This is a genomic window from Sediminicola sp. YIK13 (assembly GCF_001430825.1).
In the GTDB taxonomy this organism is placed as follows: domain Bacteria; phylum Bacteroidota; class Bacteroidia; order Flavobacteriales; family Flavobacteriaceae; genus Sediminicola.
The window spans coordinates 497671-519253 of record NZ_CP010535.1 but is presented as its reverse complement, the minus strand read 5'-3'; the positions used below and the strand labels follow the sequence as shown (position 1 = coordinate 519253).

Sequence of the window (21583 nt, the reverse complement as noted above, 5' to 3'; positions counted from 1 at the left end):
AGTCTAAAAGACACTCAATGATTGAAATAATAAATAATAAGGAGGATTGGAATTCACTTCTTGATAGTTTGGATTCTTATGATTTATACCACACTTATGATTATCATCATATAACAAAAAATGAAGAAGATGAAGCTATTTTAATAAAGTATTCCGAAAATAATAAAATTATTGCAATTCCATTTTTATTGCGTCGAATTGATGATAGTTACTACTATGATTTAACTTCTGTATATGGCTACCCTGGTCCTATATCTAAAAACATTGATATACATTTTAATAATTCAAATTTTATTACAGAATTTAAAAGATATTTATCCGCTCAGAATATTATTTCCATATTTTCTAGATTAAACCCATTTATTTTTAACCAACATCATTGTATTCAACATTTAGGACAGATTTCCACTCTTAGCAAGGTTGTCAATATAGATCTAACCCTACAGCTTGATGAACAACTAAAGGCCTATCACAAAAGACTAAGAACCCATATAAATAAAGCAAGAAGACTATGCAATATTAAATTGGCAGAAACCAAGGAAGAAGTCCTTGCCTACATAGATTTGTATTATAAGAATATGGAAAGGGTGAATGCCAAAAAGTATTACTTCTTTGAAGAAAAATATTTTTTTGATCTTTTAAATTCAAGTGATTTCAATACCCGATTATTACTGGCTACAGATAGAGAATCCAATACCATTATAGCGGGTGCCATGTTTATAACCACCAACCAGATTGTACAATACCATTTGTCTGGTACGGATGAAGATAAGTTAGATCACTATCCCGTTAAACTTTTGATAGATGAGATGCGGATTATTGCATCCCAAGAAAATAGCACCTTTTTTAACCTTGGAGGTGGCGTAGGCAACAAAGAAGATTCATTATTTCATTTTAAATCGGGATTTTCTAAGGATTTTAAGGATTTTAACCTTTGGAAGGTCATCGTAAATCAAGAAGTTTATGATCAATTGTCTTTGGAAAAAAACATCGATTCTGAAACCAATTATTTTCCATTATACCGATCTATAGATCTAAATTAAACTGTTGTGCGCATTACTTCCAATCCTTTTACTTCGAAGACCTTTTCAAATATATGGCTTAGGCATTTTGGCAAGAACAGTTCGCCTATTGTATTTAAAAGCATAGAAGGAATTTCGTTTGTAAAAAGCTGGTTTCCATTAGTATTTGTTAACACAGGACAGACACATACCAAAGGAGTTTCATATTCTATCCATCAAAATGAACAGGTGGATTTAAAGAATAAAGTGTTGTTGATTTATGATGTTCCTACTTTTTTTGACTTAGACTTTACTACATTAAATGGTTCGTTACAATTACGAAAAATTAAGCAATATCCGGGTTTTTTGATTCATTTGGACAAGTATACCGACCTTGGGCATTATATGTCTTCGAGTTTTAGTAAGAGTTCCAGATATAAACTCAACAAATACAAAAAAAGACTGGAAGAGTCATTTGAAATCTCTTATAAAATGTTCCTTGGGGATATTTCAAAAGAGAAGTATGACAGTGTTTTTGATCATTTTAAAATTTTATTGGAAAAACGATTTTTAGACAAAGGGATTACCAATAACAACCTGGATACGAAAGAATGGAATTTCTATCATGAGGTAGCCTATCCTTTGATCCTTGAAAAGAAAGCGAGCCTTTTTGTTATCTATGAAGGAATTACTCCTATTGGAGTTACCCTTTGTTATTTCTCTGAAACTATTCTTTTTGATGCCATTACCGTATTTGATATTGATTACGAGAAATTTCATCTGGGCTCTGTAACCATAATGAAACTAATAGAGTGGAGTTTGGAGCATAACATAAAAGTCTTTGATTTCTCCAAGGGCTATTTCGATTACAAGAAAAGATGGGCCAATGAAGAATACCATTTCGAATATCACGTTTATCACGATTCTAATTTACTTAAGGCGAAGATTATTTCTTGGTGCATATTTGCGTTTTTCTCCTTAAAGCAAAAGCTGCGCGATAAAAATGTAAACGAAAAACTTCATAAGCTAAGGTTCCTATTAGAAAAGAATAAGGCTGAAGTTCCCACAAAACCAACTTATCAGTTCTCCGAGATACAACAGGAGTTGAACCAGCTGGAATTAGTTGATATTGATTTCAAGAAGCCCCCATATACCTTTTTAACCACATTAGTCTTTGATTTTTTGTACCTTACGAATGAACAACTGAAACACATTAAAGTACAACAGGTTAAAAATGACTATTTACAATATATCATTAAAGGTAAAACAGTCAATCGAAAAGCAACAATCACTTCCATAACACGTTCAAAATAAACTGGCTTTATTAAGTATACTTGTTGGAGAAAAAGCAAGAATCTTCCTCAAGCTATAGAAATGCAAATAAATAAGGTAAAAATAGAAATCTAAAATCAAATTATTCTAATAAATTTTTGTGATGGATTTAAAAGAAAAATTTAAAACTGATTTTTTTATGACCCTCTTTGAAAAAAGAGAAATACCCGATATCTATCAAAAAATAGCATACGCAGATAATGGCAAAACCCTTTATGAGGCTGATGCCGAAGTAAAGCATGGACAAGAAAAGCACCAACTATATATAGTGGCTTTAATCCCTGAATATTTGAATACTTTCCTAAAAAAGGAAAATCAGTATATCCAAAAAACATATTATCAGAACAATCTTGGATATGCCATCCGTATGAAGGATGTGATCAATATAGACAGTTATCTAAAATCCCAATTTAAATCCAACCATAAGATTGTTAAGCGGAGTCTTACCCGACTGGAATCTTGTTTCAACATCAATTATAAAACATTTTTTGGCAGAATCTCCAAGGAGGAATATAATTTTTTAATGTCCACCTTAAAGGAATTCCTGGTTAGAAGGTTTGCCCAGCGCAATGATGAGCATAAGAAATTGAGAGAATGGAACATTATTCTTGATAATACCTTTGATCAAATTAACCGTAAAGAAGCATCATTATTTATAATTTATGATGATAAGAAGCCTATTGATATCTCTTTAAATTATCATATGGATAAGATAGTTTTTAGTGCCATATCCTCCTATGATATCGACTATTATAAATTTGGGGTTGGACACGTAGAAATGATCAAATTGGTAGAATGGTGCCTACTAGACCAATTTGAGTTTCTAGAATTGGGATACGGTGATTTGGAATTTAAACGAAGATGGTGTAACCATATTTATCAATTTAAATATCAAGTCATCTACAATAAAAATGTCTTGTTCACACCCATAATAGCGACATTCCATGTGTACAAATTAACTCTAAAGGAATATTTAAAAGCTAAAAAAGTTAATGTACTTATTAAACGTGTTAAGGACAGTATTTCTATTTCCAGGCTAAAAGAAACCAATAATAGAAATGATTTAATCTATGAAAAAACTCCAATTACCAACATGGAAAGCTTAGGAGATGTTGAAAAGGTAGATTTAGAAAACGTGACCTACCGGTTCCTTAAAGGAGTACTGTACGATTTTTTATATGCTACTGTAGAGCACAAGAGTAATACCTCCATATTCAAGATTACACAAAACCCCAATTCATATTTAATAAAAGGAAAGAACAGCATGCAACAAATTCTAATTAAAAACTGATATTTTTTTATTCAAAATATTACTTCAGAAAATCCTATATATTATCAATTAGAGAATGTAAATACTTTTAGTGATCACTGAATTTAAACACGATGGTATCCAAAATTATAAGTAAAAAGAATTTTTATTTTACATTTTTCGAAAAAAACAAAATTTCAAATGTTTATAAAGAAATTTGGTACTTAAACCATGAAGTGGTAGACCTGTCTGTCTTAAGCCCTGATGGGCCTGAGAATACCACTGAAGTCTTATTGTTAGAATTATTCCCTTCCTATTTTATCCCAAAATTCAACATTAAAGATGGTATTGAGATAAAAAAATTATTTAGAGTAAAAGGTTTCTGCATAAACACCGATAACTTAAAGGATATAGATAGCTATATACAAGCAAATTTTAAGCCTAATTTGAGAACATCTTTAAGAAGAAGAATAAAAGGATTGGAAACCTCCTTTGATGTACGTTATAAACTCTTCTATGGGCAAATTACAGGTGAAGAATATGAATTCTTAATGAACGCCTTGCACACCATGCTCAAAAGAAGGTTCAACCAGCGTAATGATCAAACTATGGCTCTACACCATTGGGATCATTATTATAAGAGTGTTTTCTCATTGATTAACCAAAAGAAGGCTTCTTTATATGTTATATATGACGGAAAAAATCCTATACAAATATCCTTAAGTTACCATTTCGAAAAAATTATATGCCTGGCAATTCCTTCTTACAACATTGATTATGCCAAATTTGGCCTTGGGAACATAGCCGTGCACAAACTATTGGAATGGTGTATCTCCAATGATTATGAAATACTAGATATGGGATTTGGGGCCTTCGACTATAAATTAAAATGGTGCAACCATACCTATGATTTTGAACATCACGTATTTTACAAAAAGAAATCCTTGCTCGCACTCTTAGCGTTACATTTTATTTCATTTAGAACATGGCTCATTAATTATCTTCTGGCCATAGGTTTAAATAAACAATATCATAAAATAAAATCCCTTTTTAGCAAGACAAGTGTAACTGTTGATTTTGAATATGAGATGATTCCAGCCACGGATAGTTTAGAATTTAGCTTAGAAACACCACCTATTGATTTTATAAATGACTCTTCTTTTGCCTTTCTAAAAAAATCTGTTTATGACTTTTTATACACCCAAAAGGAGCATATATCAAAGGTAAAGGTATATGAAATCAAGAAAAATGAATCTTATCTAATAAAAAGCCAGAAGGATACTCAAAAGGTTGTTTTTCAGAAAAATTAGGCTGTACAGCACCTATTAAACAGGACAATATCAATACAGATTGTAAAATAAAGGTTCAAACCAAACATTAATGATTTTAGATTATTTAAAGATGAATTATACTTTCAATTTTATATAACCATCCCATTATAGTCGGCAGTGGATCCCTGGCCATGTATTTTAAAGGGGTATTATTGTAAATAAATTTTAAATTTAGAATATTACTATTTTTACTTTTAATTATCCATTTAAGGCCATCGATACTCAAAAATTTAATATGCCTATAATGTGGAACCTCAAAATCTAGATTTAAGGAAGTTAGACATAATAGTTCAGGAAAATTTATTCCCGCTATCAATGATGCATTTGTTGAACCCCAAAACCTTGTATTAATCTCAATCACCTTAAAATCACCAACTATTTCATCATACCTAAGGTCTATATGTGCTATTCCAGACCAATTCAGAGATTTCATGAGTTTTTCCACTACGGCGTATAATTGATTATTATGAATGAATTCCAGACCTATTGGTGGAGCATATTTTTTATTATTATAGAGCATACCTTTCTGTATAGTATAAGCCAGTATTATCCCGTTTTTACAAAGTACACTACAATCAATATCATATCCTTTTATAAATTCCTGAAAAAGGTAATTCTGGGTGCTCGTAGAATTTTCTTGAAAATAACTATTAAAATCGTTCCTACTCCTAAATTCAACAATACCTTTCCCTCCTCCTTCACCTCCAATTGGTTTCATCAAAAATGGGTAAGTAAATTCATCATGTTCCTTAAATTCCTTTAATTTAAGATATACGGATCTAGGTCCTGGTATTCGATAAGATATCAAGTGATTTACTAGTAATGCCTTATTATTAGCTATATCAAACATATCTAAAGTCGGTAAAATAACCAACTTCGAACTATCTGTAAGTAATTCTTTATATTTTATTAAACTCCTAATCCCATCTTCCCATAATGGTATAATTAAATCAATTTTATGGACTAGTAATTCATTGTTAATATTTGAAATCCATTCTATTTCATTATTAGTTTTTGGGTAAAAAATGAAGCGGGTGACGAATCTCGAATATCGGATTGAATTTTTTTTTTCATTGGACATTAGATATATTTTAATATCTGGGACCATAGATAAACAGTCTTTTACTTGTCTTGCTAAACCAACCCATTCACCATCTGGTATAAGGATAGATAAACTATTTTTATTTTCAGACATTCCCTTTTTCATTAGTAGTAAATATATTTTGCACTCAGATGAAAATGATTCCCTATATTATAAATCATGAAATGGTATTTCAAATTGGAGTTTTAGCTATACTATTTTCACCCCAACTATATCACCCACCAACAATTGGTAGCCATATACACAAAACATAAAAGAAAGAATAACCTCAAAATGTTCCATATTATAGAGGGAAATTACCGGTAACAATAAAGCAAGAACTAAAAATTTCTTGGAAGGAAAATATCGTCTATGTATTCCGAATAAAAAATTATATTTTGAGTTAGAAAAAGCAAAAAATATCAAGAGAATAAAAGATACAACTGCATAAAGTATAGGATGATAGTCCGGGGACACCAAATTGTGAACTGTGGTCTCGCCCTGAAAGTTAATTTCTTTGTAGGGCTGAGGTGTTTCAATACCAAAAATACGCTGTCCCCAACTAATTTCTTCCATCCCAACCACGAAACAAAACAATCCTAACCCAAAAATAAAAAGTCTCGTAGAATGCGTTATACTGTCATATCTTTTTCTAAGCGCCAAAATAAAAAACACCGATGCTATTAAAAAAAATAGGGTTGTCATATATTCAAAAAATCCATCTTCATTAAATAAAAAGGGAAATACACGCTCTACAAAAAATAATCTTGTTATAAGATAGGTAAGGTAAAAGGCAATAAACAGAACCACAAAAAATTTATGGTTCTTAACATAATTAATTATAAACTGTCTGAATTTACTATGGAAAACAAATAAAAAAAAACCAACCCCAAAGATTGAAAGAAGAGCAATTATGTAAAATTTTATTAGCCCCGGGGACTTGAATTGCAGAAAAATTAAATCCATATTTACTATTTTAACATGTATGGTCAAAAATATATGAATTCATTGAAAATGAAACCACAATGCATTTTAATTCCGATCTTTACTTCTCAATTACATAGTTCCCAATGCATAATGCATCTAGTCCATTGGAATAAAAGCATCTCAAAGCATCAAAAGGAGATTCCACCACGGGTTCCCCCTGTACATTAAAACTAGTGTTCAATACTACCGGTACACCTGTCTTTAAACCTAACTTGGTAATGACATCATGATATAAAGGATGAATATTTTTATCAACGGTTTGCAAGCGTGCACTACCATCCACATGGGTAATCGCTGGCAAAATATGTTGCTTCTCTTTTAGTACATTACATACCTTGAGCATAAAAGGATCCTCTACTTGAAGATCAAAATATTCCTTGTAGGATTCCAATGTGGCGGATGGAGCAAAAGGCCTATACGCTTCCCTAAATTTTACCTGTGCATTTATCTTGTCCTTCATCTGTGGAAAGGCTGGGTTCGCCAAAATACTCCTACTGCCCAATGCTCTTGGTCCAATTTCCATGGTCCCTTGGAACCATCCTATTATTTTCCCTTGTTCTAACAATAGTGCTGCTCGCTCCCCAATATCCTCTACATATTCTGCCTTCAATTTGGCTCTATCAATGGCCGCCTTTATTTCCTCATTGGTATAACTGGTACTTAGATATGGATTATCGTGTACATAGTTCCTAGTTTTCTTAAATATGCCATTGTACAAATAATACGCTGCACCAATTGCCGTCCCATTGTCGCCGGCCGCTGGCATTACATAGACATCTTTGAAAGGACTTTCTCTAACAATCCTTCCGTTCATAACGCTGTTTAAAGAAACGCCCCCAGAAATCACCAAATAGTCAGCTTTTGTTTTTGAATGGAGAATAGTACAGATTTCCAATACTCGTTCTTCCAACACCCTTTGGAATGCAGCTGCAACATCCATATGATATTGCAAAAATGGACCATCCGACAATCTTGGTTGCCCAAACGTTTTATAGAATTTATTTGAACATTTCTTTCCTACGATATGTTGATAGTTAAAATAGCTCAAATCAATTCTTACCTGCCCCTCTGGAGTTACCTTAACAATATCCCTTACTTGCTTAATGAAGGTTTCCGGATTCCCCATCGGGGCAAGCCCCATAGTTTTACCCTCATCGTAATTGGGTTTGAAACCACAAAACTCGGTAACGGCCTCATAAAAGGATCCAAAAGAATGTGGGAAAAAGCTTTCACCATATTTTTCAATGGTATTTTCTTTACCATAGCCTATCCAAGTAGTGGCCCATTCTCCAGAACCATCTATACCCAGAAGAGCTGCTTCCTTATAAGGAGAAACAAAAAAAGTACCTGCAACATGTGTAAGATGGTGTTCAATAAAGTGGACTTTAGGTCCCTTGTCTTTGTTCCAATTCCTATTATACCATATCCAGAAACGCCTTTGTTTGGCATATGAATTGACTACATGATGCCCCATAAAGGGCACAAAACTCTTTAGATGTATTAAAACGTAAATTAACTTCTTAAACCAATGTGTGGTTGGCTTTATAGACACTGCTATATGATCAATATCATTGAAAGTTAATCCTGCTAACTTTAAACATCTTTTAACAGCAAGCTCAGGAAACGCCTGTGTATGCTTATCCCTATTTAAACGTTCTTCTTCAATAGCAGCTACAAGTTTTCCATCTTTGACAATACACGCTGTAGAATCGTGGAAATAGTAGTTAAGGCCAAGTATTATCATATATTCAAATCAAAATCGTGGGTTGATACCTTTTTATTTCAAAAGGTGAATTTAATTAATTTTAATGGGAATTTAGTTCAAATTAAAATCGAATTACCAAAAATTCAGACCTTCTATTCAATCTGTGTTTGGCAGCAGAACAAGGCGTATTATCATCACATTCGTTGACCAAATTGGTCTCTCCATAGGCTTTTGGAATCAGTCTTTCAGACGAAAGACCCTGACCCAACAAATAATCTATGGTCGACTTCACCCTTCTTTCCGATAGCCCAAGGTTGTAATTGGCAGGCCCCCTGCTATCCGTATATGAGGCCACTTCCAAAGTTATTGATGGCGTGGCATCCATTAATGTCGCCAATTGGGTCAATGTTGCCTTAGATTCGGTGTTTAATGTACTTGAATTGAAAGCAAAGTAAATCTTACCTAGATTTTTAATATCATTTTCTATTTGTGCCCTTCTTTTGTTTTCAGCCTCTATCCTAGTCTTTTCTGCTGCGGCAAGTCTGGCAGCCTCCTGTTCCTCTGCCATACGTTTGGCCAATTCCTTAGCCCTGTCAGCCGCATCCGTTGAATCTTGAACTCGTTGTTGTTCTTTTTTCATTGCCTCAATTGAAGCCAAATGCTCCATTCCTTTTTTGGACAATGCTTTTTCAACCCCAAAGCGATATACTACCCCAGCGGAATGTTGTACTTGTTTTGTAGACCCTTCTTCTAAACCCCATTTTCCCATGGTATTAAAATTAAGTCCCCAAGTATCACTGAACCAGGTATTAAACCCAAAACCAGCATTACCAGTTGTTCTGCCTATATCCCCTATAGAACTATAACCTGCACCAGCTTGAAGAAATGGATCAAACCAGCCTGTTTCACCAAATAATTTATTTAGATCATAGCTTACCATCCCATCAATGGCATAGTAATCCCTTTCGGCCATATTGATTGCACCATCAATCAGTTTTCCAACCTTATATTTATTGTAGGAACCAACAGCTTTTAGGCCTAATCCGTTACTGAAATTTCTTGCTATACTTACAGAAGAAGGGTAAGGCACTGTGTTCCAGCTATCTTTTATATCCAATAAATTGCCACCATATGGCGAAGATGTATCGTCTACTATATTAATACCTAGCCCTACAACCCATGAACTTTTAACTATACTGTCCTTAGCGGTCAATTCCATACTTTCCTGAGCGGAAACTAGGGTTACAACAAGGGAAAACGCGACAAATAAATTAAAGTGAAAATTTTTCATTACCGTAAAATTTGGGATAATTAATAGGTGAAATTACTGCCTATTGGATGTGGTTCAAATAAAATACTATGAAATGTAATAATACTCGGTGTAGGACTTTTTAAGAATTTTCTTTCAATTAATCATCTCTTTTCTTAAGGCTTATTTTCACTTTAGCTTTAAGTACTTTATGTGGATAAAATGAAGTTTCATTGCTTATTTTCAGGGCATCAAAACTTAATTTGTCTGCTCTTATTGATAAAATTCATATGACTTCCCCTTAATATTGCAACCTATCGCCTATAATTATTTCGTTGTTGCTTTACGTAGATTAAATCCTTGTTCATTTGAAAAATCATATAAATCCTCCGAATTATATTTTGAGTTATTTATTCGCAAAACATATCTAGGACTTTAAACAGTACTGAACCTAAATAGGTGATACTAGGTAAGTTTTAATTTTCTAAATATTCTATAGCCTCTAGTATTGAAATACGCTCCCCGTTTTTATAGGGAACCACAAAAGAGGTTGGATACCCCTTATCAATCGCAAAATTTCTGTAAGTATATGCTTCAGCATAGGTACTAAACTCCCCATGAACGTATCTAAAAAGGGATCCATTTGTTTCTACGGAGAGATTTTCCAACCCTTTAAAGATATCAGAATCCAACGCTACATTTCTCGAAAGAGCCATTACCTGCACTTTAAATGTTAGTCCAGGTTTTGATTTATTTTCATTGGAAGCATCAAATTCGTCTTTTTTAGGCAGTTTATTCTTTTCTACAGCTAAATCTGTAGACTTAATTTCGTCCGAAATTAATGAAGTTTGTACTTCCTCCTTAACAATAGTATCTTTCTCCTTTTTAATTTCTACCATTAATTCTTCTCTGCTTGGCAAATTCCTAGTAGGTGGCTTTCTTTGTTTTCCAAATTTATAAACCAAGCTAGCAGCATGTTGTAGATGAGAGTTTACATCATATCCTTGTATGGGCCATTTCACCGTAGTATTTATATCTAACGCCAAATTATTGGTAAACCATGTTCTGATGCCAATGGAAGCATTATATGTGCCTCTTGGGAAGTTATCGGCACTGGTTATGCCTCCACCTACACCTACATAGGGATTGAACCATCCATTTTTCTTGAGTAGTTTATTTAGATCGTAGCTTATACGCCCATCCAGACCAAAGTATGAAGATTCTTCTGTGTTGATGGTATCATTTATTATTTTACCTACCTTATAGGTATTTATACTGATTATAGCCTCTATCCCTAAGCCATTTTCATAATATTGCCCAATACTAATTCTTGAAGGGTAGGGAACACTGTTCCAGGTATCTTTAACAGACAGAAAATCACTTAGACCATTATTGGAATCATCAACCACATTTAACCCTAAGCCCACGAGCCAATAACTGTAAATAATATCGTCCTTTGATTTTGTTGGGGTATTCTGTCCAAAGAGGTTTTGATTGGCAAAAAAAGCAACCAATAGTAGCAGAAGAAGGGAGGATTTATGAAAATTCAAATCAGAATATATAGGGGTTTTACCTCCCTATAACGTAGATTTTAACATTTTAGTCTAAACTGAGTTATCCTCGAGAAAAAAGAAACTGGTTAAATGAAAGGCACTGGATTACTGTTTTCTAATTGTAACTTTCTTTTCCGAAATGGGCATTTTATATAGGAAAAAAGGAGTGGAAATGGCCGTTTCTAAAGAATCTGAAGGCAGTTTACGCTCTACATTAATTGTTAAATTCTCATCATCCGACTCCAAAATGGTAACGTTCGGTTCGTATGTACCCTGTTGTTCCCCAGCACAGATCAAAATCAACATTTCCTTGGAAAAATCTACCTCAGGAACCGGCAATCCAGGCTTTCTTGTTTTGTTTACCTGCACAAAAAACTTTTGTAGCGCCTTTTGATCTGTTATAATGCTTATCTGTGAACTATCTATATTGGAGTAGCTATCCTCCATTACCAAAATGGGTTTTTCCATTTGAACCTTTTCTTCATTATTTTGATTGCCCTTCTTTTGACTTTTACAGGATAAACAAACCAATAACAAACTAACAAGGAATATTCTCATATCAATAGGAAGTGTTAAAACGGGCCTTATATGCTTTTTCATAGACCGCTTCATATAAAGGCAAGACATTGGCAATATCAAAGGTTTCGGCAACCCTCACTGCATTGGCCTTAAATTTCTCCAATTCATTATCATCCCTAAGTATTCTCAGAGCATTGGCTGCCATTTCATCAATATCACCAATATCGCTAAGGAATCCTGTGATACCGTGTTGGTTCACTTCTGCAATCCCTCCTGCATTACTGGAAATGACCGGTACCTTATTGATCATAGCTTCCAAAGCGGCCAATCCAAAACTTTCAGATTCAGATGGCAGAAGAAATAAATCTGAGAAACAAAGGATTTTATCAATTTGGTTGCTGTTCCCCAAGAATACTACTCTATCCGTAAGACCTAATTTTTCTACCAATAACTCCGCACCTTCCTTTTCTGGCCCTTCCCCCACCATAATCAACTTAGCGGGAATTTCCTTTTGGATCTTATCAAAAATGTGGATGATATCGGGGATTCTTTTTACTTTTCTAAAATTACTGATATGGGTTATGATACGCTCATCATCATTAGCCATTAAGGAACGCTGACAGTCGGTAAACTTGGTGCTGTATTTTCTTTTATCTATAAAATTGGGAATTACCTCAATATCCTGCTTGATATCAAACAAATCCAAGGTATTTTTCTTTAAACTGGCTGATACAGAGGTCACCACATCGGACTTATTGATGCTGAACGTTACCGCGGGCTTGTAAAAGGGATGTTTCCCAACCAGGGTAATATCGGTTCCGTGAAGGGTAGTGATCATGGGCAGGTATATCCCATCTTCCTCCAACATCTTTTTGGCCATATATCCTGCATAGGCATGGGGTATGGCATAATGAACGTGTAAAAGTTCTATCCCGTATAATTTAACGGTATCTACCAATTTACTGGAAAGCGCCAATTCATAAGGCTGATAATGGAACAATGCGTACTCCGGAACATGTACTTCATGAAAATGTATCCTATTGTTCAACAATTCCAAACGAACCGGTTGCTTATAGGTAACAAAATGAATTTCGTGCCCTCTATTGGCAAGGGCAATACCCAATTCTGTGGCCACAACACCACTACCTCCAAACGTTGGGTAACAAACAATCGCTATCTTCATTCTATTATCTTGGCTTTTAACGAAATTGATTCCTCCTTAAAAAGAATCATTTCCTCACATTATCTCCTTATTAAGTCGACATAATATCCATTACATTTCAATTAAGTATTCAATTTATTACCTTTTACAGTAAAAAAATGGAACCAAATTTATAATGAGCTGATATCCTGTCAATATATCCGCTACAAAAACTACCATTTAATTTAGTATGGCATCGTAAATCGCCTTTTGTATCCTGGTACGCAGACTAGATTTAATGAGTAACGTATTGGTGGCCGATGGAAAGGTCCGATTGGATAAAAACACATATACCAATTCTTCATCTGGATCTGCCCAGGTAAAGGTTCCCGTAAAACCACTATGACCAAAACTTTTTCGTGAAATTCCATCAAAAGTGGGGCCTCCGTTTTTTTGTTCGGGCTTATCAAATCCCACCCCCCTGCGCACATTTTGATCACAAAAATAACAGGTGTTGAATTTTTTAACTGTTCTAGCCTCCATAAAACGTTCGCCTCCATAATAGCCGCCCTGTAAGTACATCTGCATTATTTTGGCCACATCATTGGAATTGCTGAACAACCCGGCATGGCCACCTACCCCTCCCTGCATTGCGGCACCCATATCATGAACGTAGCCTTGAACTGTGCCATATCGGTAATAATCATCTTCCTCCGAGGGAACTATAGCCTGCTTTGGAAACCATCCCAGAGGATTGTAACCGGTATGATCTGCTCCTAGCGGTTGATATAAAAAATCGTTGGATATCCTATCCAGGCCTTTTTTATAGACCGATTCTATAAATTTCTTGAAAACGTAATACGAAAGATCGCTATAACGGTAACGGTTGGATTTTAAGCTCTGACGCCCTATCCTATTATAAATGGAATCTTGGTACTTATCCGAAAGAAACAAATCATCCGAGACCTTTGTACGGAATCCAGGCATGGACGTATTCCTATAGAATTCGGGGGAAGGTTTTCGCTCCTTATCCAGAGTATCCAAGTAAAAGGCAATCCACGCCGGTAACCTTCCATAATGCGAAAGTGCCTTCAGTACCGTTACATCCTTTAGATCGGAATCAAAATAAGCAGGGACCAGCTTGTCAAAGGTGTCCACCAGATCTAAATTGCCATCCTCCTCCATTTTCATAAGAATGGGAAGGGTAGCCAGGATTTTGGTGATGGAAGCCAGATCGTATAGATAATCTGTTGTGATCCACTGATCGGAATCATAGGTAGGCTTTCCAAACCCCTTGTTGTAAACTACCTTTCCTCTGCGGGCCACCAATACCTGTGCCCCAGGGTACATTAAAGAGTCTATTCCATTTTGCACCAATTCATCTACCCGCCCCAATTTTGTGCTACTCATCCCCACCCGCTCGGGAAAGCTATACCCCAATCTGGAAATGGCCTTTACAATGATACCAGAGCCAACAGGGAGTTTGGAATGTGCAGAAACTGGTAGAATTCCTTTGGCAGGTATGGCACCAAATAGCAGCTGTGCTGCTCTTTCCTGTGCCAAAACACTATTTTGATAAGCCACCAGAATGGCATCAATGGCATCAATGGAGGGTACATCTAACAAGGAATAAGGCTTGGCAAAGGAAGCCAGAATTAGATTGGAACTTCTCATTTCCCCAATTTCTTGGAGCCATGATAATTCCTTAGCTGAAAACTTATAGGATTTCCATGGACTCTCATCGCTTTTGTGAAACCCAACAATGACCAAATTATATTCCTCTAACTTTCTTTTTAAGATCTTGATGTCATTACCACCAACCTCAGTAACACTGGCGTATTTTTTCAGCTCAGTCAGAAAAACACTTCCATCGGCGTCTCCGAATTTGACGTAGGCGATTTTTTTGTTCTCCAAGTATTTGAACGGCACTAGGTCAAAATCGTTTTTAACCACCGTAAGTGCATTTTCAATGGCTTCCTCATAGACCAAATCGTTTTCCAAAGAATTTAAATCTTGATAAAGGCCATTCATTTTTATAGGCTGGTAGTTATTAAGTCCAACCCTATATTTTGCCTTAAGGATCTTTTTTACAGAGGTAGCCAATCGTTTTTCTGAAATAACACCGTATTCATAGGCCTCAATCAGCTTCTTTTTGGCCGGTTCAACTTCTTTGGGCATCAATAAAATATCATTGCCCGCCAAAAAGGCTGTGAGCTCCACATCCCCTGCCTCTTTGAAATTGGAACGTCCCTTGATATCCGCAACTCCTTTCATGTTAAGGGCATCTGTCAAAATCAAGCCTTTGAACTGCAATTCATCCTTCAGTAAATTGGTGATGATTCGGCTGGAGAGGGATGAAGGATATTCCTTTCTTTTCTCTAAGCTTGGAATACTTAAATGGGCCACCATCACACTGCTGAGACCGTTATTGATCAATTTTTTAAAAGGATACAACTCAATACTGTCCAATCGATCTGCGGTGAACTCTAAGATAGGCAGTGCCTTGTGTGAATCTGTGGCGGTATCTCCATGCCCAGGGAAATGTTTCCCACTAGCCAAAACCCCAGCACTTTCCATGCCTTTCATAAAGGCAATCCCCTTTAGGGCAACATTGTCCCTATCCTCCCCAAAAGATCTATTTCCTATAATGGGATTATTGGGATTGATATTGATGTCTATATCCGGGGCAAAATTGATATGCACCCCCATTCGTTTGGCGTGCAGCCCTATCTGCCGTCCTACCTTGGCCACAACCGAGGTATCTTTAATAGCTCCCAAAGTCATGTTCCATGGAAAGGCGTAAGTAGAGTCCAACCGCATTGCCAACCCCCATTCGGCATCCATTCCAATAAGTAAGGGGATTTTTGAGGCCGCCTGATATTCATTGGTCAATTTTGCCTGCCGAACAGGACCGCCCGTGGAAAATATAACCCCTCCTATCTTATGCTCCTCAATCATTTTTTTAATTTGATCGGTGCCAGATTTAGCTTGGTCTGAAGCAACGCTCATCATAAAAAGTTGTCCCATTTTTTCATCCAAGGTCATGGACTGGTACACATCATTGACCCATTGGGCCTGATCCAGACTATCCTTGGAAACCAGAGGGTCCTGTTGACCTTGGACTGAACTTCCAATGAAAAATGATAAAAAGAGAATGTGGAATACGAATTTTAACCTCATAAAAACATGTATTCTAAGGTACTAACATAAGTAAAAAGATAACAATAAACACGCTGGGGGTCATAAACTTAAGAGACATTTATGACTTCAATTTAGCGACAAGGATTACATAAAGCGACCATGCCAGCTTTCTTCGGCAGGCACCTCCCAATGATTTTCGTATTCCAACTTATTGGTCACTAAATTATTGAACACGATGGTGTTTTTTGAGACCGATTTATTTTTGGCCATTTTTTTAAAATCGATAAGGGTTTTATAGGCAACAAACTCCCCTTGCTTATAGGAAACGTTCATTTTGTCCAATAGATCGATATCGTATTTCTTTTCCAAAGCCTGTATAAACCTCACGGATGCATCAATGGAACAACCAGAGGCCGTTGTATTGGTCTGATCCAAGGCTATTACGATAAACCGGTTATAGCGTATCTCATAGCCAGCTTGCAGTTCGCTTCCATGGGCCGTCCATTCTTTGATAAATTGGTCCAATCCGGCTTTCACTTCTTCCAATTCCTCTGCATTGAAGCTTCTACTGGCTTGATAGATCCATACCCTTGAAGTCTCTGATAATGAATTGAATTCTACTAACATTTGTTCTTTTTTATAAATCCTCGGCAGTGGCAATCAATTCTGCAATATCCATTACCGCCACAGTTCCTTCTTGTTCTTTATTCTTTACCCCATCGGTCATCATTGTATTGCAAAACGGGCATCCGGCCGCAATAATTTCAGGTTTAGTTTCCAGAGCCTGTTCAGTTCTTTCAATGTTGACATCCTTATCTCCTTTTTCCGGTTCCTTGAACATCTGAGCTCCTCCAGCACCGCAACACAAACCTTTTTTCTTGCAGTTCTTCATTTCTACGAGTTCAGCATCGAGCTTTTTGATCAGATCCCTTGGAGCCTCATAAACATTGTTCGCCCTTCCCAAATAGCAAGGGTCATGAAATGTAATGCGCTTTCCTTTGAACTGACCGCCTTCCATGGTGATTCTTCCCTCGTCCAATAACTGCTTCAAAAATTGGGTATGGTGCACAACTTCGTAATCACCACCCAATCCTGGATATTCATTCTTTATTGTATTGAAACAATGGGGACATGCAGTTACGACCTTCTTAATACCATAACCGTTCAATACTTCAATATTGGTCACAGCCTGCATTTGGAACAAAAATTCGTTTCCCGCCCTTTTGGCCGGGTCACCAGTACAGCTTTCCTCGGTACCCAAAACAGCAAAACTCACTTTTGCCTTGTTCAGAATTTTTACGAATGCTTTTGTGATCTTTTTTGCCCTATCATCAAAACTTCCTGCGCATCCCACCCAAAACAATACTTCCGGTTGTTGACCAGCTGCAAACAGTTCGGCCATGGTTGGCACTTTTAGTTCATTACTCATATCTTCAAGCTGTTTTTTTATGATTCTTTTTCCCAGTTAAGCCTATCCATTTGATTGAATGGCCAGGGTGCTCCATTGTTTTCAATATTCCCCATCATATTATTCAAATCCGATGGTGCCGCAGATTGCTCCATGACGAGATATTGTCTCATATCCATAATGATAGATAATGGATCTATACTTACCGGACATGCTTCCACGCAGGCATTGCAGGTGGTACATGCCCATAGTTCTTCATGGGTAATATAATCACCCAATAACTCTTTGCCGTCCATTTTAAACTCCCCCTTATTGGCTTCTATGTTTTTCCCTACTTCTTCCAAACGGTCCCTAGTGTCCATCATGATCTTTCTGGGAGAAAGCTTCTTTCCTGTCTGGTTTGCAGGGCACTCGCTTGTGCACCTTCCGCATTCCGTACAGGTATAAGCATTCAATAATTGCACCCAATTGAGATCCATGACGTCTGAAGCCCCAAATTTTGCTGGAGGCTCCGCCCCCTCTACCGGTGCCGCAAATGGATCGGCTGAGGGATCCATCATCAATTTCACCTCTTTCGTAACAGCTTCCAAATTATCGAACTGCCCTTTTGGCCTTAATTTTCCAAAATAAGTATTCGGGAATGCCAAGAGGATATGTAAGTGTTTCGAATAGTACAGGTAATTAAGGAAGAACAAGATTCCTACAATATGAAGCCACCAGGCACTCCTTTCTACCAGAACCAAGGACGGTATGCTCATACCATCAAAAATAGGTGCCAAAAGCTGACTTATAGGAAAAGAACCCGCTTGGGTATAGTGCTCCGCTCCCAATTGTTGTAATTGGTAATCGGCGCCGTTCATCGTTAGGAACAGGAACATTAAAACTAATTCTATATAAAGAATCAGATTTGCATCATTCTTAGGCCAGCCCTCCATTTCTGGATTAAAAAATCTTTTTATACGGACCACATTTCTTCTCAACCAGAAAACTACAACTGCTACGATAACCAAGAAGGCCAAGATTTCAAAGGAAGCGATCAAAAAATCATAGACTGCTCCCAAAGGCGCAAAAATACGGTGTGTCCCCAAGAGTCCATCTATAATAATTTCGAGGACCTCTATGTTAATGATTATAAAACCAACATAAACAATTACGTGCATTATTCCCGCTATGGGCCTTACTACCATTTTTGTCTGTCCCAAGGCAATTTTGGCCATGTTCTTCCATCGTTGTGGTTTGTTATCACTAACATCCACGTCTTTCCCCAATTTAATGTTACGGGACAACCTTTTTACATTTTTGGTGAAAAATGTTAGTGCACCTACTAGTAGTATTGCAAATAAAATATTGGGAAGGTATTCCATATCCTAATCGTTGCTTTTTTCTGCCGGATCGTTTTCCGGTAATGTATATTCTTTTTGCTTTTTACCAAAAACGGATACGTTCACATATCGTTTAGGATTTAATCTGAAATCTTGTAATAATAGATCTAGCTCCTTAGAAGCATTGGACAAATTGGAATAAAGGGCTTCGTCTTTCATCAATTTACCCAAAGTACCTTCCCCCTTTTCCATTTTGGCCATTAGACCATCCAAATTATTAAGGGTGGACTGAAGACTTTCCATGGTTTCCACAATACCTGAGTTGGCAATGGAGTCCGATAATTTTGAAAAATTGCCTGTTATGTTGCTCAGATCCTCAATAGATCCGTTCAATTTATCTTTATTGCCCACCAGTAATTCATTCATAGTATTTGCACTACCTTGAAAACTGTTGACCAAGGTATTCAATCCACTGATGCTTTCCCGTAGATCCTTTTTGGTCTTGTCATCTAGGATCTCATTGAAATTTATCAATAAGGAGTCTGCATTGGAAACTGCATCCTCTACCTTTAATTGTAAAGGAGTTAATCTTTGTTGCACCAATTCTGTGAGTCCCGGTTTGGTCTCTGTTTGTAATGTATCTCCCGATTTTGCCATTGGGGCATTATCAAAAACAGGTTTTATTTGTATCCCTTTACCTCCTATGATTCCTGTATCATAAAGTTCGGCCTTGCTATTTTTAGAAAATTGGAATTTATTCTCTACGGAAAAAGTGACCAGCAACATGCCAGATTCATCTTTAAACCTGATGTCATTGACTTTTCCTACCGCAAAACCATTGATGGATACCTGAGTGCCAGGTTGGAGTCCGCCCACATGTTTATATACCGCGTAAAATGTTTTGCTATTGTCAAAGATTGGTGAAGATTTTAAATAACTAAAACCCAAAACAAACAACAGGATACCGCCTAAAACGATAATTCCTGTCTTAATTTCCCTAGATATTTTCAAAGAGATCGATTTACTGTTCTTAACAAAATTAGAAATAATTTTTAGAAGAGGTACTATTATTCAGAGACGTATTTCAAAGCTTCGTCCAATGATATCCGCTTTCCATCCTTATATGCCACCACATAAGACGTGGTATACCCTTTAGCATCTGCATTGGACTTCAATAGTTTGGCATCAAAATAAGACTCTGCATTGCCATACATATATCTATAAAGTTTTCCTACAGGCTCTTTCGTTAGTTTGTTCAACCCCTTGAAATTTTCCGAATTTAACAGTATTTCTCTAGAGCTGGCAAAAAGTTGCACCTTGTATATCAGGTTGCTTTTCTTTTTAAACTCTATAGGATCTGTGCCTTCCTCTTTTGAATCTACCAAAGCCACTTCTTGTGGTACATTTTTAGTTTCCTTGCTTCTCATCACCGTTTCCTTAGGTAACTCTTTGGACTTTTCAGGTGTATTAACCACTTGTTTCACCCTTACCATCTCTTCTTTGGGCAAATCTTTTTTAGGCACTTCTATTGGCTTCTTTACCTCTTCCTTGGAAGCAACGGCAACATTGGCCGTTTCCTTTTTAACATACTCCATTGCCGTATTCCCATTAAGGGTATTCTTATAATCCAATATGGCAGCAGCAATGGCGCTCCCCATTTCGGTCTGGCCCTTATTGGAATTTAAATAGGCTCCTTCCGTCTTGTTGGTCAGGAATCCTGTTTCCACCAAAACGCTTGGCATAAAAGTCTGATGGAGAACAATAAAGCCGGCCTGCTTCACTTTTCTATCTACCCGTCTTAATTTATTGGTAAAGTTATCCTGGATCAATTTGGCCAAGGCAATACTCTGATCGAGAAATTCTTCTTGCATTATGGTGAACCCTATAACAGATTCAGGGGAATTTATATCATATCCGGCATATCTGGTCTCATAATCGTCCTCCAAATAGATAGCCGAGTTTTCCTTTTTTGCTATTTCAAAATTCTGCTTGTTGGCATGAAGTCCAAGAACAAAGGTTCCAGCTCCATGGGCATCAGAGTTGTGGGAATCACAATGAACGGAAACAAAAAGATCAGCATCGGCCTTATTGGCGATTTGTCCCCTAACATAAAGATCAACAAAGGTGTCGTCCTTTCTTGTATATATCACTTTAACATTGGGATTCTTCTCCAACCATTTACCCACATTCAAAACGATGTTGAGGGCTATGTTTTTTTCAAGATATCCATTACCCAGGTTACCTGGATCATGACCGCCATGGCCAGCATCCAAAACCACTACAAACGTTTTCTCCTTGGGCGTCTTATCTCCTGGATCACTGAAAGCCGACAATAATAAAGCGAGCCCCAAAAAAGTGATTGCATAAAAAAGCTTGTATCCAATATATTTAACCATAATGCTGTTATACTTGTTTTGAATTTTTATACATTATTTTTTCAATTCCTCCAGAATTAGGTGGTATTTTTGGCCATTCCTGATTCCTTTAACCTTTATTGCACATGCGCATTTAATATGGTTAAATTTATTTCAATCAGGTACAGGGGGAACAAAAAATATATGTAA

General features: G+C 36.4%; 17 protein-coding genes. 4 read left to right on the top strand and 13 right to left on the bottom strand.

Annotated features, from left to right (window positions below; genetic code table 11):
- Positions 1-17 precede the first annotated feature (17 nt).
- The 4 genes from SB49_RS02380 (at position 18) to SB49_RS02365 (ending at position 4892) form a co-directional block, all read left to right on the top strand.
- Positions 18-1043 carry a peptidoglycan bridge formation glycyltransferase FemA/FemB family protein gene (locus SB49_RS02380; protein ID WP_062053499.1) on the top strand — a complete coding sequence of 342 codons (1026 nt, stop codon included), beginning with the start codon at positions 18-20 and terminating at the stop codon, positions 1041-1043.
- A 6-nt stretch (positions 1044-1049) separates the two neighbouring features.
- Positions 1050-2315: a GNAT family N-acetyltransferase gene (locus tag SB49_RS02375; protein ID WP_062053497.1), complete on the top strand. Its 1266-nt coding sequence runs from the start codon at positions 1050-1052 to the stop codon at positions 2313-2315.
- Between the two features lie 121 nt (positions 2316-2436).
- The gene (locus SB49_RS02370; protein ID WP_062053495.1) at positions 2437-3624 is read left to right on the top strand and encodes a GNAT family N-acetyltransferase; all 1188 of its coding nucleotides are present in this window, start codon (positions 2437-2439) and stop codon (positions 3622-3624) included.
- A 92-nt stretch (positions 3625-3716) separates the two neighbouring features.
- The gene (locus tag SB49_RS02365) at positions 3717-4892 is read left to right on the top strand and encodes a GNAT family N-acetyltransferase (RefSeq protein WP_062053493.1); all 1176 of its coding nucleotides are present in this window, start codon (positions 3717-3719) and stop codon (positions 4890-4892) included.
- 85 nt (positions 4893-4977) lie between these two features.
- On the opposite strand, the gene SB49_RS02360 is transcribed toward SB49_RS02365, so the two are convergent.
- From SB49_RS02360 to SB49_RS02300, 13 genes are all read right to left on the bottom strand, one after another.
- Positions 4978-6120, bottom strand: a complete 1143-nt coding sequence (locus SB49_RS02360; RefSeq protein WP_062053491.1) for an ATP-grasp domain-containing protein — start codon at positions 6118-6120, stop codon at positions 4978-4980.
- An 84-nt stretch (positions 6121-6204) separates the two neighbouring features.
- On the bottom strand, positions 6205-6699 hold the full coding sequence (locus SB49_RS02355) for a hypothetical protein (RefSeq protein WP_145758345.1): 495 nt from the start codon (positions 6697-6699) through the stop codon (positions 6205-6207).
- Positions 6700-7039: 340 nt separating this feature from the next.
- Positions 7040-8725: a carbamoyltransferase family protein gene (locus SB49_RS02350; protein WP_062053487.1), complete on the bottom strand. Its 1686-nt coding sequence runs from the start codon at positions 8723-8725 to the stop codon at positions 7040-7042.
- Positions 8726-8807: 82 nt separating this feature from the next.
- Positions 8808-9977 (bottom strand): OmpA family protein, encoded by a 1170-nt coding sequence (locus tag SB49_RS02345; protein ID WP_062053485.1) that lies wholly within the window; start codon positions 9975-9977, stop codon positions 8808-8810.
- Positions 9978-10411: 434 nt separating this feature from the next.
- On the bottom strand, positions 10412-11485 hold the full coding sequence (locus SB49_RS02340; RefSeq protein WP_145758344.1) for a porin family protein: 1074 nt from the start codon (positions 11483-11485) through the stop codon (positions 10412-10414).
- Positions 11486-11593: 108 nt separating this feature from the next.
- Positions 11594-11956 carry a hypothetical protein gene (locus tag SB49_RS02335; RefSeq protein WP_145758343.1) on the bottom strand — a complete coding sequence of 121 codons (363 nt, stop codon included), beginning with the start codon at positions 11954-11956 and terminating at the stop codon, positions 11594-11596.
- A 91-nt stretch (positions 11957-12047) separates the two neighbouring features.
- On the bottom strand, positions 12048-13190 hold the full coding sequence (gene bshA, locus SB49_RS02330; protein WP_062053479.1) for an N-acetyl-alpha-D-glucosaminyl L-malate synthase BshA: 1143 nt from the start codon (positions 13188-13190) through the stop codon (positions 12048-12050).
- Between the two features lie 198 nt (positions 13191-13388).
- On the bottom strand, positions 13389-16328 hold the full coding sequence (locus SB49_RS02325) for a glycoside hydrolase family 3 N-terminal domain-containing protein (protein ID WP_062053477.1): 2940 nt from the start codon (positions 16326-16328) through the stop codon (positions 13389-13391).
- A gap of 105 nt (positions 16329-16433) precedes the next feature.
- On the bottom strand, positions 16434-16916 hold the full coding sequence (locus SB49_RS02320; protein WP_062053475.1) for a hypothetical protein: 483 nt from the start codon (positions 16914-16916) through the stop codon (positions 16434-16436).
- 10 nt (positions 16917-16926) lie between these two features.
- On the bottom strand, positions 16927-17718 hold the full coding sequence (locus SB49_RS02315) for a (Fe-S)-binding protein (RefSeq protein ID WP_062053473.1): 792 nt from the start codon (positions 17716-17718) through the stop codon (positions 16927-16929).
- Between the two features lie 17 nt (positions 17719-17735).
- A complete protein-coding gene (locus SB49_RS02310) occupies positions 17736-19061 on the bottom strand; it encodes a (Fe-S)-binding protein (RefSeq protein WP_062053471.1) in 1326 nt (441 codons plus the stop codon).
- Between the two features lie 3 nt (positions 19062-19064).
- Entirely contained in the window at positions 19065-20030 is a 966-nt protein-coding gene (locus tag SB49_RS02305; protein WP_062053469.1) for an MlaD family protein, read from the bottom strand.
- A 56-nt stretch (positions 20031-20086) separates the two neighbouring features.
- Complete coding sequence (locus SB49_RS02300; RefSeq protein ID WP_062053467.1) at positions 20087-21415, bottom strand: N-acetylmuramoyl-L-alanine amidase family protein; 1329 nt, start codon at positions 21413-21415, stop codon at positions 20087-20089.
- Between the last annotated feature and the right edge of the window lie 168 nt (positions 21416-21583).